This window comes from Thiohalophilus thiocyanatoxydans (assembly GCF_004366735.1).
GTDB classification, from domain to species: Bacteria; Pseudomonadota; Gammaproteobacteria; order UBA6429; family Thiohalophilaceae; genus Thiohalophilus; species Thiohalophilus thiocyanatoxydans.
This window is the reverse complement of the sequence record NZ_SOQX01000001.1, coordinates 691480-705705: the sequence shown is the minus strand read 5'-3', so window position 1 is coordinate 705705 and position 14226 is coordinate 691480. Positions and strand designations below refer to the sequence as shown.

Below are 14226 nucleotides of genomic sequence, written 5' to 3'. Positions count from 1 at the left end.
CGACTGGAGCAGATAACCTAGAAATAACTGGCTCTGATTTCGTTGTGTAATCTGGCCAGATCCAACTGCAGAACATCAACAAACCCGTGCAACTCTTCCTGTTGCAGTTGTTCCAGCTTCGCACTGAGAACTTTTTTCTGCAACCGGGTCAGAATTTTCAGCGGTTTTTCATTGTGCGGCAGGTGCTGCAGACAATTTTCCACCTCGCAGGTGGCATGATAAAAGGCACGCGGAAAACGCCGCTCCTGTAACAGAAAACGCAGCACATCGGGGCGGCGCACGCGAATGCGCATTTCGCGTCGGTACATCTGATAGGCCGTCAGGGACTTGAGCACACTCACCCACTGGATATTTTCGAACGGACTGAGGTCCTCGCTCATTTCTGGCAATAACGACGCGGACCGGACATCGACAATGCGCGTCGTCATGTCCGCCCGTTCCAGGTTTCGCCCCATGCGCAGAAAATCGTAACCCTCATCATGGGTCATGGTGCCGGCCAGCATGCCGGTGACGGACTGCGCTCCGAGAATAATACTGCGCAAGAAATCGTCCCGTTTGCGACGCCCCAGGCTGCTGCTGGCATGTTCACGTGCATGTAAATAATTCTGATTGATCTGCTCCCAGGCCTCACGGGGGATAATATCGCGTATCGTACGTGCATTCTCCCGGGCCTGGCGAAGCGAGTTGACGATCGAACCGGGATTGGCCTGTTCGCTAACCATAAAGCGGATCACCTGACGCTCGTCCGCCGTATCATGACGCTGATAGAACAGCGCATCATTACCAAGAATCTCAATAATCGGCTCCCAGCCCAGCCGGATTCGCCTGGGCAAATCCAGCAGCAGGTGACTGTTGACGTTGATCAGCCGGGCGGTATTTTCCGCACGCTCAATATAGCGGGCAGCCCAGTAGATATTATTGGCAACGCGCGAGAGCATCATTGACCCGACTCCATATCGACAATCCAGGTATCCTTGCTGCCGCCGCCCTGCGAGGAGTTGACCACTGTCGATCCCTTGCGCAGCGCCACCCGGGTCAGACCACCGGTTGTCACATAGGTTTTCTCGCCGCTGAGAATAAACGGCCGCAAATCCAGATGCCGGGGCTCGGCCCGGTTGCCGACCAGGGTCGGTGCGGTAGAGAGAGTCAACAGCGGCTGGGCAATATAGTTGCGCGGATCACGGCGAATCAGATTGACGAATTTGTCACGCTCCTCCTGAGTCGCCTGGGGCCCGATCAGCATTCCGTAGCCGCCCGATTCATTGGCCGGTTTAACCACCAGTTTGGCGATGTTCTGGATAACATAATCGCGTTCCGTTTTATTGAAACAGCGATAGGTCGGGACATTGTCGATCAGCGGCTCTTCATTGAGATAATAGCGAATAATTTCCGGTACATAGGAGTAGACTACTTTGTCGTCGGCCACTCCCGCGCCCGGCGCATTGGCCAGAGCAACATTGCCCGCTTTCCAGGCCCGCATCAATCCGGGCACTCCCAGCATGGAATCGGGAGCAAAGGCCTCGGGATCGAGAAACAGGTCATCAATACGCCGGTAAATCACATCCACCTGGGACAACCCCTCGATGGTCCGCATATAGACCATGTTGTGCTTGTCCACGACCAGGTCCGAGCCTTCGACCAGTTCCGCTCCCATCTGCTGTGCCAGATAGGCGTGCTCGAAATAGGCTGAGTTATAAATCCCCGGTGTCAGCACCACGATCTCCGGCTGCTCAATCCCCCGGGGTGCCAGCGAGGCCAGCATGTCATACAGCTGTGAGGGGTAATCATCCACCGGCAGAATGTTGTAGTTCTCAAACAGCTCGGGAAAGACCCGCTTCATGATCTGCCGGTTTTCCAGCATATAGGAGACACCGGACGGTACCCGCAGGTTGTCTTCCAGAACATAGATCGTGCCATCACTGTCGCGCACCAGATCCGAACCGCAGATATGCGCCCAGACACCGTGCGGCGGATCGATCCCGACACACTGGGGGCGGAAGTTTTTTGAATCCTTGAGCAACGCCTCGGGAAAGACCTCGTCCCTGACGATCTGCTGCTTGTGATAGAGATCGTCGATAAACAGATTCAGCGCCTGCACCCGCTGCCTGAGTCCGGCCTCCACCTGCTGCCACTCACTGCGGTCGATAATCCGGGGAATAATGTCAAAGGGCCAGGCACGGTCGATGGAGCCTTCCTCCTCGGAATAGACCGTGAAGGTAATGCCCATAACATGAATAGCGGTCTCGGCGGCTGCCCTGTACTCCTCGATGTCCTTGTCCTTGAGCGCGCGCAGATAGTCACACAGCGCCCGGGCGGCCGGCCGCGGCCGGCCGCTGACCCGGATCAGCTCGTCGTGGAGTCCCTTGACCTTGTAACTGCCCCAGCGTATTGCCATTATGTTATCTAACCTGTTAATTCAGTCGCTTACAGCATAACGTGATGGACAATTTCAGGCAAATAGCGGATCATAAACTTATAACAATAACGCCGGTCAGTGGCCGAACACCATGAACGCTCGGAAAATAACATGACATATTGTCTCGCTATTCGGGTCAACAAAGGGCTGGTCTTTGCCACCGACTCGCGCACCCACGCCGGCGTGGACTACGTCACCACCTATAGCAAGATGCACCGCTTCGCCTGGCCCGGGGAACGCATTTGCGTGATCCTGACCGCCGGGAATCTTGCCACCTCCCAGGCGGTGATCAATCACATCAACAAGGACCTGGAAAAACCGGATGCGGAAATCAATCTGCACAAGGCCGAGCATCTGTACGAAGTGGCCCACTACATCGGCAAACTAAGCCAGGATGAACAGCAGCAACATGCTCCCGCGATGGAGAGCTCAAAAAGCCGTGCCGAAGCCAGCTTTATCCTCGGCGGCCAGATTGCCGGCAAGGATCCGGAAATATATCTGATCTATCCACAAGGCAATTATATCAGCGCCTCGCCGGAAACCCCGTTTTTACAAATCGGCGAGAACAAGTACGGCAAACCGATACTCGATCGCATTATCAGCCCCACGACCAGCCTGGAAGACGCCGCCCGCTGCGCCCTGGTCTCCCTCGATTCCACCATGCGCAGCAACATCTCCGTCGGCCCGCCGCTGGAGCTGTCCATCTATCAGGCCAACAGCCTGGAAGAACCCAGACACATGACCCTCACCCTCAACTCCCCAATCTACAAATCCCTGCAAAAACGCTGGAACGAAGGCCTCAAACGCTCCTTCAACCGCCTGCCCCGCTTCGACTGGGAAGACGAGTAATGAAAGCAATGTTTAATGTTGAGTTTTGAATGTTAAATTGGTGGGCTCAAGCGAACTCCTGTATTTTATATAAGCACCCGCGACCATAAATTCAAAATTTAAAATTCAACATTAATAATTATCCCTGTCGGTGATGAGATGATGGACGAAGCGGAGTTTTTCCAGTACGGGGGCTGACAGTACGAAGGGATAGGCGTCCGGCAGGCCCATGCTGCGATTAAGAGCATTGAGTCCGATGGTCAGGCTGGCCCAGTCTTCCATCAGGGCATTAAAATCTATCCCTTTTACCGAGGAGAGATCGCTTTCTCCTCCTTCGTCACCAGGCGCGTGCGGGTCATTCTGGATACGAAAACCAATATCATTGGCTGTCTCCAGGGTGTCCACCATGTGCAGATAATGCGCCCAGGTTTCGGCCCAGTCCTCCCAGGGATGCGCGCTGGCATAACCGCTGATGAAGCCGTCCTGCCAGGCGGGAGGGGTTTTCTGTCGGTAATAATTTTTCATCGACTGCCTGTAATCCTGGCGTTCGTCACCAAACAGCTCCCGGAAACTTTCAAGTTTTTCGCCTGACTTGATCAGTCGCATCCAGTAATAGTGACCAATCTCATGACGAAAATGGCCCAGCAGGGTGCGATAACCTTCGTTCATTTTTTCCCGCATCTGCTCCCGGGCACTATCCTCGGCCTCAAGAATATTGATGGTAATCACGCCGTTATGGTGGCCGGTCATAACCTGATTCACTTCCGTGACAGCGTTGCTGAACTCATCATAGCGAGTCTGATCCTGCATAAACTTGAATGCCAGGCCTTGCTGTGTATCCTGTTTGCGATCGACCACCGGCAATTTCAGTTTGTACAGGGTATACAACAGGCGCCGTTTTGCAGTCTCTATGCGGTACCAGAGCTTGATATTTTGCGATTCGGAGAGATTGGGAATAATCCGGTTGAGACGGCAGGAGTGGCAATAGGTCTGATTATTTTCGGCGGGGACCAGCCAGTTACAAATATTGTATTGCCGGTAATTGGCACATTGCCGGTAATATCGCGCATTGGATAACGAACGCCACTGCCCGTTTTCCATCGGTTCCAAAGCACTGAGCTGCAGATCCTCCTGGATAAATCCGAGCTGGCGACCACAGACCATGCATTGGCTGTTTTCGAAATGCAGTGTATTACCGCAGTCACAAATAAAGGTTTTCATGATTGGCCGGACTGTAGAGGGATATATTTATCCATGGTAGTCGCTCCTGCCAAAATAAAAAAGCCCGCTGATGCGGGCTTTTTCTGTTACAGGCTCATACCGAAGCTGTCTTTGTAACGTTGCTTGAACTCGTCCATGGTGAAGCTGTGATTTTGTGGGCCGGTGGATTCGACCTTAATCGCACCCATCAGTGAGGCGATACGGCCAGTGGTTTCCCAATCCATATCGTTCAGCAGACCATAGAGAATGCCGGCGCGATAGGCATCACCGCAACCGGTCGGATCGTTAATACCCTTGACCTTGGCGGTCGGGATCTCGTGGCGGTGTTTCTGGGTGTAGATATGTGAACCTTCACCGCCGCGGGTAATAATCAGGGCATCAACCATCTCCGCCAGTTCATGTGGGGATTTGCCGGTGCGCTCTTCAAACATCTGTGCCTCATAATCATTGAGCGCGATATAGCTGGCCTTTTCGGCGAAATCCATCAGTTCATCGCCGCCGAACATCGGCAGACCCTGACCCGGATCGAAAATAAACGGAATACCCTGCTCGGCAAACTGTTCGGCATGCTGAATCATGCCGTCCCGGCCATCCGGAGCAACCAGTCCCACCTTGACGCCCTCGGCATCCTGAACCTGGTTTTCATGGGAGAAGCCCATGGCGCCGGGATGAAAAGCGGTAATCTGGTTATCGTCCTTGTCGGTGGTAATAAAGGCCTGACCGGTATAACTGTTCACTTCCTTGATGTGCTTGCGGCTGATGCCGTTTTTGTCCATCCATTCGGCATAGGGACCGAAATCGGTACCGACGGTGCCCATCGGCAACGGATCGCCACCCAGCAGTTTCAGGTTGTAGGCAATGTTCCCGGCACAACCACCGAACTCACGGCGCATCTCGGGGACCAGAAAGGAGACATTCAGGATATGTACCTTGTCGGGCAGAATGTGGTTTTTAAAGTGATCGGGAAACACCATGATGGTGTCATAGGCAAAAGAGCCACAGATTAAAGCAGACATAAATTACTCCTAAGTTTATAGCGTTAATTATTGATCCGACCGTAGAACAACAGCCCCCAGATAACGAGAACGTTGATCTGCGCGATAAAAACCGCTGCAGAGCCCATATCCTTGGCGCGGCCGGACAGTTCATGTTGTTCACTGCCGAAACGATCCACCACGGCTTCAATCGCGGAATTCATCAGCTCGGTCAGCAACACCAGAAACAGGGTGCCGAACAACAATGCGTATTCCATGAGACTCTGTCCCAGCCAGAACACACAGGGCGTCAGGATCACAAACAGGATCAGTTCAGTACGAAAGGCGGGCTCATGCAGGGCCGCAGCACGCAAGCCCTGCCAGCTGTAGCCACCGGCCCGCCAGATACGTTTAAGCTCGTTCATATCCCGCCAGTTTGACCCAAAATTATTCGGGTTTCCAGGCTAAATCCAGCTCCTTGGCCGCTTTCACATCATCAAGGCGGCGTACCGGCAGGGTATACGGCGCCTGTTTTACGGTCTCCGGTGTGGTCTCGGCCTCGTTCTGAATCGCGATCATCGCCTCGATAAAGGCGTCGATATCTTCCCTGGACTCGGTTTCGGTCGGCTCGATCAGCAGACACTCGGGGACCAGCAGCGGGAAATAGGTGGTCGGGGCGTGAAAGCCGTAATCCAGCAACCGTTTGGCGAAATCCATGGCGTTGACGCCCAGCTCTTTCGCCTGTTTGCGCATGGTGACAATGAATTCATGCGTGGCGCGGCGTTGCGGATAGGCCAGCTCGAAACCGGCATCGCGCATACGGGCCAGCATGTAGTTGGCGTTCAGGGTGGCAAACTCGCTGACCCGGTGCATGCCTTCCTTGCCCAGCAGACGGGCATAGATATAGGCGCGCAACAACACCCCCGCATTGCCCATAAAGGTGGACAGCTTGCCGATTGATTCGGGCCGCTCGTTATCCGTCAGCCAGCGATACTGATCACCTTCCTTGCTCAGCAACGGCACCGGCAGATAGGGTTCCAGCCGTTGGCTGACACCCACCGGCCCGGCGCCGGGACCACCGCCGCCGTGCGGGGTGGAGAAGGTCTTGTGCAGATTCATATGAATCACGTCAAAGCCCATATCGCCCGGCTTGACCTTGCCCAGGATCGCATTGAGATTGGCGCCATCGTAATAGAGCAGACCACCGGCCTCGTGCACGATATCCGCGATCTCCTTGATCTTGCGCTCGAACACGCCCAAGGTCGACGGATTGGTCAGCATGATCCCGGCGGTCTGTGGACCGACCGCGGCTTTCAGAGCTTCCAGATCCACGTCACCCTGGTCATTGGTCGGGATTTCGCGCACCTTGTAATTGCACATCACCGCCGTGGCGGGGTTGGTGCCGTGTGCCGCATCGGGCACCAGAATCTCGGTGCGGGCATCGTCATTGCGCGATTCGTGATACTTGCGAATCATCGCCACGCCGGTGAACTCACCCTGGGCGCCGGCCATCGGCGCCAGCGAAACCGCCTTCATCCCGGTCACATCCTTGAGCATCTCCTGCAGCTCAAACATACAGGCCATGAAACCCTGGCTCATGCTGTCCGGACTCAGGGGATGACGACGCAAAAAACCGGGCAACATCGCCAGGGTATTACACCCGCGCGGGTTGTATTTCATGGTGCAGGAACCCAGCGGATAGAAATGGGTGTCGATGGAGAAGTTCTTCTGCGACAGCCGGGTGTAATGGCGTACCGCCTGCATCTCGGAGACTTCCGGGAGAGTCGGTTTCGACTGGCGTCGAAACTGATCCGGAATGTCATCGATCGCAACATCCTGCAACGGGGCCTGCGGCGGATTGGTCCGGCCACTTCTCGATTGTTCAAAAATCAACATAATCTCATCTCAAGTTCGTCAAACAACGTCTCATCGACGATTCATACAACCATAGTGTCAGCTGGTTTTTAAATTTCTTACCGCAGAGACGCGATGTAATGTTGAATTTTAAGTTTTGAATTTTGAATTTCGGTACCACCTGTAATTCAAAATTTAACATTCAAAATTCAACATTTAAGAACCTTTGCGTACTCTGCGTCTCTGCGTCTCTGCGGTAAAACGCTTTTTAAAAATCAGCCCAGCGCTGCCAGGGCCTTGTCGTAGTCGGGCTCCTGGGCGATTTCCGGGACCATTTCGGTGTAGATCACCTTGTCGTTCTCATCCAGCACGACCACGGCGCGAGCGGTGATGCCGGCCATCGGGCCGTCCTGGATCAATACACCGTAGTCCTTGGCAAAGTTCTTGTCGCGCATCATGGACAGCGGAATCACATTATCCAGCTTCTCGCCGGTACAGAAACGGCCCATGGCAAAGGGCAAATCGGCGGCGATGATCAGCATCACCACATCATCCCGTCCTTTGGCCGCCTCGTTGAACTTGTGGGTCGACGTGGCGCAAACCGGGGTATCCAGACTGGGCACGATATTCAGCAGTTTTTTCTTGCCCGGGTAGTTGTCCAGACCGACATCTTCCAGGTCGGCCGTGGTCAGTTTAAACGCCGGGGCCGCGCTGCCAACGGCCGGCAGTTCGCCGTTGGTATTGATGGGGTCACCTTTTAATGTAATCTGTGCCATGACGCTCCTCCTTACAGGACAGGTTTGGCTTTATGCCTTTGTAATCGACAGAACAGTCCGCCGGTTACAGGCGGCCGGCGATACGTACAACCGCTTCGACAAAGGCGTCGAGATCGGCCTCGGTCTTGGTTTCTGTCGCACACAACAGCAGACAGTTATCCAGTTCCGGATATTCTTCCGCCAGCGGGTAACCACCCACGATACCTTCTTCAGACAGACCTTGAAGAACATCCCGCACCGGTTGTTTCAGCCGCACGACGACCTCATGAAATACCGGACGGTCGAACACTTTCTCGGCCCCGTCCAGTTTATCCACCAGCCTGTCCGCCAGTTTCACCGTGTTGGCGTGGCTATGGCTGGCAACCCGTTGCAGCCCCTGGGGACCGAGCAAGGCCATATAAATAGTGGCCGCGGTGACCAGCAGACCCTGGTTGGTGCAGATGTTGGACGTGGCCTTGGAGCGGCGTATGTGCTGCTCGCGGGCCTGCAGGGTCAGGGCGAAGCCTTCCTTGCCGTCCAGATCCTCGGTACGACCGATGATCCGCCCCGGCATCTGGCGCACGTACGTCTGGCGACAACACATGAAGCCGAAGTACGGTCCGCCGGAAGCGAGCGGCGCGCCCAGCGGCTGACCTTCACCGCAGGCGATATCGGCGCCGATCTCGCCCCATTCACCGGGCGGTGTAATCAGTGCCAGGGCGGTCGGGTTGACCACGCCAATCACCAGTGCGCCATGCTGATGCGCCCAGTCGGTCAGGGTGTCCACCTCTTCGAGATTGCCGAAGAAGTTGGGCTGCGGGATCACCAGCGCGGTGAAATCGCCCGGATCCTTCGGCAATGAGTCGGGATCGATAATGCCGCTGCTGCGATCGTAATCGAGCTCTTCGAGCGCGATACCCTGGTTATGCACGATGGTGTGCGCTACCTTGCGATAGGCCGGGTGTACGCTGCGCGGCATCAGAATGCGTTTGGCCTTGGATTTGCGATTGGCGCGTACCGCCATCAATACCGCCTCGGCCAGCGAGGACGCGCCGTCATACAGCGAGGCGTTGGAGACATCCATACCGGTCAGGCTGGCCATCATGGTCTGATACTCATACAGCAGCTGCAACGTACCCTGACTGGCTTCGGCCTGATACGGCGTATAGGCCGAATAGAACTCGCCACGGGTGGTCAGCTCCCATACCGCCGCCGGGATATGATGTTCATAGGCACCGGCGCCGAGAAAACAGAGCGTCCGCGCATCCTGATCGGCGCGCTCGTGCATCACCCGGGTGACTTCCATTTCATTGGTGCTGGTCGGCACATCCTGCAGACCGGCACTACGCAGGTTGGCCGGGATCTCGTCAAACAGATCCTCGATGCTGTCGGCGCCGATGGCCTTGAGCATTTCGGCAATATCTTTTTCAGTATGGGGTATAAACGGCATTCTGTTTACCTGGTTACGTCAATATTCGATTTGAAGACGGGGTTTCAGTGTTCGTCTTCCGCCACGACCTCGGCATAGGCATCGGCATCCATCAGGCCGTCATAGGCCCCTTCGTCCTCGGGCTTGAGCTTGAAGATCCAGCCATCGCCATAGGGATCGTTGTTGATGGTTTCCGGGGCGTCGGCCAGCGCTTCGTTGCTTTCGATCACTTCGCCGGCAACCGGGCAATAGACGTCGGAGGCGGCCTTGACCGATTCGATCACGGCACAGTCGTCGCTGTCTTTGAAGCTGCTGCCGGCTTCCGGTACCTCGACAAAGACCAGATCACCCAGCAGCTGCTGGGCATGATCGGTAATGCCGATAACCAGTGTACCGTCTTCTTCGCGCTTGACCCATTCGTGAGATTTGGTAAAACGAAGTTCCTGTGGAATGTTGCTCATTGTTCTGTCCTCTGGAAAATTATCAAACTTGTTCAAACATCAATACAGGGTTTGCCATTACGTACAAATGACAGCTTGACCACCCGGGCGTTCAACAGCTTGCCGCGCACATCCACCTGGCAATGCGTACCGACCGAGGCCGGGACTCGCGCAAACGCAATCGACTTGCCCAGCGTCGGCGAGAAACTGCCACTGGTGATCTCACCGGCTTCCTCGCCATCGACGATCACTTTCTGGTGATCGCGCAATACACCGCGATCCTCGAGTACCAGACCGACCAGTTTCCGCTTGACCCCCTCGGACTTCTGCCGGGCAAGGGCGGCACGGCCGATAAAGTCCCGGTCTTCCGGTTCCCAGGCCACGGTCCAGCTCAGGCCGGACTCCAGCGGGGTGGTGTTCTCGTCCATATCATGGCCGTACAGGTTCATCCCGGCTTCCAGACGCAGGGTATCGCGCGCCCCCAGTCCGGTGGGTTTGACACCCGCCTCAACCAGCTGTCGCCAGGTTCCGGGAGCCTGGTTGGCCGGCAGCATGATTTCATAGCCGTCTTCACCGGTATAGCCGGTGCGGGCCACGATAACATCGCCCATCTCGCGCATGAAAAACGGCTTGATGTCCACCAGCTGGTCGGCAATCGCCACCCCCAGTACCTTATGCGCCTTGTCGCGCGCATTGGGACCCTGGACCGCTATCATGGCCATGTCATCCCGGACATTCACTGTCACGTCATAGGCCGCCGCGTGTTTTTCGATCCAGGCCAGGTCCTTTTCCCGGGTCGCGGCATTGACCACCATGCGATAAAACGTCTCGCCCAGATAATAGACGATCAGATCGTCAATGACCCCGCCCTGCTCGTTGAGCATGCAGGTATAGAGGGCCTTGCCCTTGTCCTTCAGCCGGTCCACATTGTTGGCCAGCAGGTACTGCAAAAACGGTTTCACCTTGTCGCCGCTCAGATCGACGATGGTCATGTGCGAGACATCGAACATGCCCGCGTCCTGGCGCACCTGGTTATGCTCCTCGATCTGCGAGCCGTAGTTGATCGGCATGTCCCAGCCGCCAAAATCGACCATCTTGGCGTTGGCGCGAAGGTGTTCTTCATAAAGCGGAGTGCGGTTACCCATAAGCCTGGTTACTCTAAAATTGGGTGAAAAGACGGAACAAACAAGTCAGTTCTGCTGTTCTTCGGCATGATAGGAGGAACGCACCATGGGGCCGGCCTTGACCCAGCCAAAACCCAGCGCCCGGGCCTGTTTGCCGTAATCGTCAAACTCGGCCGGTGACAAATAGCGTTTGACCGCCAGGTGATAACGACTGGGGCGCAGGTACTGGCCGATGGCGATACGGCTGACCCCGACTTCGCGCAGATCGCGCAGCACCTGCAGCACTTCCTCGCGGCTTTCGCCCAGGCCCAGCATGATGGCGGATTTGGCTTCGACGCCCGGTTGCAGGGCGGCCAGGCGCAGCATTTCCAGCGAGCGCTCATAGCTGGAGCCCTTGCGCACCTGTTTATACAGTGACGGCACCGTCTCCACGTTATGTCCCCATACCATCTGCAGTTCGCTGCTCGGATGCACCGCCTCGCGCAACGCGGCATTCATGATCTCGATAGACTGCGCCTGGCAGCGATGAAAATCGGGGGTCAGCAGTTCGACCCCGATCGTCGGCTTGTCGCGACGCAGTGCCTTCACGGTTTCCGCATAGATGGTCGCTCCCCCGTCGGTCATGTCGTCGCGATTGACCGAGGTCAGCACCACATACTCGAGGCCCATATCGCGCACGGCCGTGGCAATGCGCTCCGGCTCCTGATCGTCGAACCAGCCGGGACGGCCGGTCTTGACCGCGCAAAACCCGCAGGCGCGGGTACAGGTATCGCCCAGCAGCATGAAGGTGGCCGTACCCTGACTCCAGCACTCGCCGCGATTGGGACAGCGGGCCTCCTCGCAAACGGTATGCAGGGTATTGCTGTGCACGTTACGCGCGGTCTGGGAATAATTCTCGTGATGACTCAGGGACTGGCGAATCCACTGGGGCATGCGCCCGACATTGGGCTCGTGGGAGAAATCGAAAACTGGAATGACTTTATTGCTCATGGTGCCCGGTCAACCTTTAACTGGTGAAAATAAAAAAGGCGAAACAGAGCAGTCCGGCTGCCTTGTTTCGCCCCTCTGTCCTTTCACCTGAGAGCTTCAGCCCCTTCGGTGCCCCGCATTATCGAGGTCTCTCCAGAGTCAGCCTTGTTCCCCGCGGTCCTTTTGCCTGAGCGATTCCGGGCGGTTGCGCCTTCGGCGGCAGGTCAAGCCTGCACTCTCCCACAGGGTAGTGGCTTATACCGTGATCTTAACGGGTTGGGGAAGAGAATCCAAGCTGAATCCGGGGGTTTATACCTGGGTAATTTACCGGGTCTTTGCAGTAGTTAGGGTGGTTGAAATAACGCGGAGGACGCGGAGGCGCGGAGAACAAAATAATTTTTACGGCATTATGCCTCGGGAGATATGTGCGGATGGCAGCCCCTCATCAAGTCAATTTTGATTGCCGGAAATAGCAGGGTTTTCTTGTCAGTCCATAATGTTACTGAAAACCCAGGATCGATTTTCCTCCGCGTCTCTGCGCCTCCGCGCCCTCCGCGTTAAATCCCAGAGACTTCGAAAAAAGTCCTAACGCTGTTTGACCGGGCGCATGAGGAACCAGAGGACCGGCAGGGTGCCGATGACCAGCATCAGGGCGGCGGGGGCGGCCATCTCCAGCATTTCCTCGCTGGCCTCGATCCAGATGCGTACCGGCAGGGTATCGAAACCGGTGGGCCGCAGGATCAGGGTGGCGGGTAACTCCTTGAGGGTGTCGATGAATACCAGCACCCAGGCGCTGATCATGCCGCCGCGGATCATCGGCAGGATAATGCGGCGCAGATTTTCCCAGGTCCCGGCGCCCAGGCTGCGGGCGGCCTCTTCCATCGACGGCGTCAGTTGTTGCGCGGCCGCCTCCTGGGCCTGGATGGCCAGCGGCAAAAAGCGGATCAGCATGGCAACCACCAGCACCGCCAGGCTGCCGTAGATGATATCCACCTGGCTCAAGACAAAGGCCAGGATACCCAGCGCGATCACCGGCCCGGGCAATACAAACCCGACGCTGGAGACATGCAGATAGGCCTGGCTCAACCAGCTGCGCTCACGGGCGTGGTACAGGGCCACCGGCAACGCCACGACCACGGTCAACGTCGCGGCCAGCACGCTGACCAGCAGGGAATTCCCCACATAGCCCCAGAATCGGTCGCTGATGAGATCCTGCATCCAGGCCTCCCAGCTCCAGACCAGCATCCAGATGATCGGCAGAATAAAGGCAAACAGGGCGATCAGGCCGAGCCAGAACCAGATGGCCGCGGTCTCGAAACGGGTCGCGCGGCGCGCGGTATACCGCCTGGCCTGCGCAGTGCCGTAGTAACGTTGCCGGTTACGAAAGAAACGCTCCAGAATCAAAAAGGTCAGGCTCAGCGAGACCAGCACCAGAGACAGGCCGGCGGCGGCGTTGTAATCGAACCGCCCGGTCATCTGTAAATAGATGCTCAGGGTAAAGGTCTGATAGCGCATCATGCTGACCGCGCCGAAGTCGGACAACACATGCAGCACCACCAGCGCCAGGCCCGCGGCGATGGCCGGGCGCATCAACGGCAGATTGATCCGCCGAAAGACCTGCCCCGGCGTGGCGCCCTGAATCCGTGCCGCCTCTTCCAGGTTCTGCTGGGAACGGGACAGGGAATCCTGCACCAGCAAAAACACATAGGAAAAACCGGCCAGGGTGAGAATAAAACTGACGCCCACCACGTTATACAGATCCGGTGCCGAAGTGCCGGCGCCGAACAGCCATTGCCAGGCCTGACCGATCCAGCCACGGTCATCGAACAGGGTGGTGTAGATGTGGGCGAAGACATAGGTGGGAATGGTCAGTGGCAGGACCATCAACCAGATGGCAAGGCGCCGACCGGGAAACTCCCGCCGGGTAATCCACCAGGCGGCGGACACCCCGAGTACGATGCTGCCGATCCCCACCAGTACCGACAACGACAACGTATTCCACAACAAACCCGGCAGGCGGCTGGTCCACAACCCGGCCCAACCCGCGGCATCGAGCTGCAGACTGCTGTAAACCACAAAGACCAGCGGGATCGCCGCCAGCAGCACAACCAGCAGTGACAGGGCACCGCGCAGGGTCATTCGGCTGTTAAACAGCGGCAGGCTGACAGTTTGTGTGGCACTCAACTCAGATGTCTTCAACGCATACTTCCGGATTC

Annotated in this window: 13 protein-coding genes and 1 riboswitch; of the genes, 1 reads left to right on the top strand and 12 read right to left on the bottom strand. The window is 56.6% G+C overall.

The window, feature by feature from the left end; translation table 11 throughout:
* Positions 1–17: 17 nt before the first annotated feature.
* Both EDC23_RS03340 and EDC23_RS03335 read right to left on the bottom strand, forming a co-directional pair.
* Positions 18–941: an alpha-E domain-containing protein gene (locus EDC23_RS03340; RefSeq protein WP_243830688.1), complete on the bottom strand. Its 924-nt coding sequence runs from the start codon at positions 939–941 to the stop codon at positions 18–20.
* Positions 938–2395: a circularly permuted type 2 ATP-grasp protein gene (locus tag EDC23_RS03335; RefSeq protein WP_134081102.1), complete on the bottom strand. Its 1458-nt coding sequence runs from the start codon at positions 2393–2395 to the stop codon at positions 938–940. The genes EDC23_RS03340 and EDC23_RS03335 overlap by 4 nt, the downstream gene beginning before the upstream one ends.
* A 132-nt stretch (positions 2396–2527) precedes the next feature.
* On the opposite strand from EDC23_RS03335, the gene EDC23_RS03330 reads away from it, so the two are divergent.
* On the top strand, positions 2528–3265 hold the full coding sequence (locus tag EDC23_RS03330; RefSeq protein WP_134081100.1) for a proteasome-type protease: 738 nt from the start codon (positions 2528–2530) through the stop codon (positions 3263–3265).
* Between the two features lie 111 nt (positions 3266–3376).
* Here the strand turns inward: EDC23_RS03330 and EDC23_RS03325 are convergent, their stop codons facing one another.
* The 10 genes from EDC23_RS03325 to EDC23_RS03280 form a co-directional block, all read right to left on the bottom strand.
* Entirely contained in the window at positions 3377–4465 is a 1089-nt protein-coding gene (locus EDC23_RS03325) for a zinc-binding metallopeptidase family protein (protein ID WP_134081098.1), read from the bottom strand.
* A gap of 86 nt (positions 4466–4551) precedes the next feature.
* Positions 4552–5481 (bottom strand): carbohydrate kinase family protein, encoded by a 930-nt coding sequence (locus tag EDC23_RS03320; protein WP_134081096.1) that lies wholly within the window; start codon positions 5479–5481, stop codon positions 4552–4554.
* A gap of 23 nt (positions 5482–5504) precedes the next feature.
* Positions 5505–5864 carry a diacylglycerol kinase gene (locus EDC23_RS03315; RefSeq protein ID WP_134081094.1) on the bottom strand — a complete coding sequence of 120 codons (360 nt, stop codon included), beginning with the start codon at positions 5862–5864 and terminating at the stop codon, positions 5505–5507.
* Between the two features lie 22 nt (positions 5865–5886).
* The gene (gene gcvPB / locus EDC23_RS03310; protein ID WP_134081092.1) at positions 5887–7335 is read right to left on the bottom strand and encodes an aminomethyl-transferring glycine dehydrogenase subunit GcvPB; all 1449 of its coding nucleotides are present in this window, start codon (positions 7333–7335) and stop codon (positions 5887–5889) included.
* Positions 7336–7568: 233 nt separating this feature from the next.
* Positions 7569–8069, bottom strand: a complete 501-nt coding sequence (tpx, locus tag EDC23_RS03305) for a thiol peroxidase (protein WP_134081090.1) — start codon at positions 8067–8069, stop codon at positions 7569–7571.
* A 64-nt stretch (positions 8070–8133) separates the two neighbouring features.
* The gene (gene gcvPA, locus EDC23_RS03300; RefSeq protein WP_134081088.1) at positions 8134–9498 is read right to left on the bottom strand and encodes an aminomethyl-transferring glycine dehydrogenase subunit GcvPA; all 1365 of its coding nucleotides are present in this window, start codon (positions 9496–9498) and stop codon (positions 8134–8136) included.
* A 44-nt stretch (positions 9499–9542) separates the two neighbouring features.
* Positions 9543–9938 carry a glycine cleavage system protein GcvH gene (gcvH, locus tag EDC23_RS03295; protein WP_134081086.1) on the bottom strand — a complete coding sequence of 132 codons (396 nt, stop codon included), beginning with the start codon at positions 9936–9938 and terminating at the stop codon, positions 9543–9545.
* Positions 9939–9970: 32 nt separating this feature from the next.
* A complete protein-coding gene (gene gcvT / locus EDC23_RS03290) occupies positions 9971–11062 on the bottom strand; it encodes a glycine cleavage system aminomethyltransferase GcvT (protein WP_134081085.1) in 1092 nt (363 codons plus the stop codon).
* Between the two features lie 45 nt (positions 11063–11107).
* The gene (gene lipA / locus EDC23_RS03285; RefSeq protein ID WP_134081084.1) at positions 11108–12031 is read right to left on the bottom strand and encodes a lipoyl synthase; all 924 of its coding nucleotides are present in this window, start codon (positions 12029–12031) and stop codon (positions 11108–11110) included.
* A 144-nt stretch (positions 12032–12175) separates the two neighbouring features.
* A riboswitch (glycine riboswitch) is annotated at positions 12176–12263 on the bottom strand.
* A 332-nt stretch (positions 12264–12595) separates the two neighbouring features.
* Complete coding sequence (locus EDC23_RS03280) at positions 12596–14209, bottom strand: ABC transporter permease (RefSeq protein ID WP_134081082.1); 1614 nt, start codon at positions 14207–14209, stop codon at positions 12596–12598.
* Positions 14210–14226: the final 17 nt, after the last annotated feature.

Bases quoted from the DNA above. Each gene is read 5' to 3' on its own strand.
- EDC23_RS03340 (WP_243830688.1), bottom strand. From the start codon at position 941: ATGATGCTCTCGCGCGTTGCCAATAATATCTACTGGGCTGCCCGCTAT.
- EDC23_RS03335 (WP_134081102.1), bottom strand. From the start codon at position 2,395: ATGGCAATACGCTGGGGCAGTTACAAGGTCAAGGGACTCCACGACGAG.
- EDC23_RS03330 (WP_134081100.1), top strand. From the start codon at position 2,528: ATGACATATTGTCTCGCTATTCGGGTCAACAAAGGGCTGGTCTTTGCC.
- EDC23_RS03325 (WP_134081098.1), bottom strand. From the start codon at position 4,465: ATGAAAACCTTTATTTGTGACTGCGGTAATACACTGCATTTCGAAAAC.
- EDC23_RS03320 (WP_134081096.1), bottom strand. From the start codon at position 5,481: ATGTCTGCTTTAATCTGTGGCTCTTTTGCCTATGACACCATCATGGTG.
- EDC23_RS03315 (WP_134081094.1), bottom strand. From the start codon at position 5,864: ATGAACGAGCTTAAACGTATCTGGCGGGCCGGTGGCTACAGCTGGCAG.
- gcvPB (WP_134081092.1), bottom strand. From the start codon at position 7,335: ATGTTGATTTTTGAACAATCGAGAAGTGGCCGGACCAATCCGCCGCAG.
- tpx (WP_134081090.1), bottom strand. From the start codon at position 8,069: ATGGCACAGATTACATTAAAAGGTGACCCCATCAATACCAACGGCGAA.
- gcvPA (WP_134081088.1), bottom strand. From the start codon at position 9,498: ATGCCGTTTATACCCCATACTGAAAAAGATATTGCCGAAATGCTCAAG.
- gcvH (WP_134081086.1), bottom strand. From the start codon at position 9,938: ATGAGCAACATTCCACAGGAACTTCGTTTTACCAAATCTCACGAATGG.
- gcvT (WP_134081085.1), bottom strand. From the start codon at position 11,062: ATGGGTAACCGCACTCCGCTTTATGAAGAACACCTTCGCGCCAACGCC.
- lipA (WP_134081084.1), bottom strand. From the start codon at position 12,031: ATGAGCAATAAAGTCATTCCAGTTTTCGATTTCTCCCACGAGCCCAAT.